Here is a 514-nt window from a genome sequence, read left to right as displayed (position 1 = left end):
GCCGCGGTGACCCTCGCGGTGGTGTTCATTCACTGGCTGATCTTCCAGAGCCTGTACGTCATCGGCGCACTGTGTCCCTATTGCATGGTCGTGTGGGTCGTGACCATCGCCGTCTTCTGGCACACCACCATTCACAACCTTCGGCGTCATCAGGGTTCCCTCGCTTCACCCGCACACCGCGGTGTGGCGATGCTCATCGAGTACCGCGCAGCGGTCTTGACCGCTTGGTACCTGGTGATCATCGTGCTCATCGCTATCAGGTTCTGGGACTACTGGGTCACGCTCCTGTGATCACTGCCCCGTGGACCGAATCGCCATCACGCCGAGAGGCCGAGCGCCATCCTCCAGCCACCTCGGCGCTGACGAACGACGACCCCGATACCTTGCCGCGCATCCACGCACGCGCGGCGACGATCTCAGGAGCATGAGACCGAATGACCGCACGTCGCCCCTCCCGCCGAAGTCTCCTCGCCGCGGCCGGTGCTGTCGCTGCCACCGGTGGTCTCGCCGCGTG

1 protein-coding gene is annotated in these 514 nt (G+C 64.6%); it reads left to right on the top strand.

Annotation, left to right across the window (positions count from 1 at the left end; all coding sequences use genetic code 11):
- Positions 1-291 (top strand): vitamin K epoxide reductase family protein (locus tag ABC138_RS17590; protein ID WP_345914475.1); only part of this gene is annotated, 291 nt, incomplete at its 5' end.
- Positions 292-514 lie beyond the last annotated feature (223 nt).

It is taken from the genome of Janibacter sp. LM, from assembly GCF_039631275.1.
In the GTDB taxonomy this organism is placed as follows: domain Bacteria; phylum Actinomycetota; class Actinomycetes; order Actinomycetales; family Dermatophilaceae; genus Janibacter; species Janibacter terrae.
Note: the sequence above shows the minus strand (reverse complement) of the source record. Positions and strands in the feature narration are given on the sequence as shown.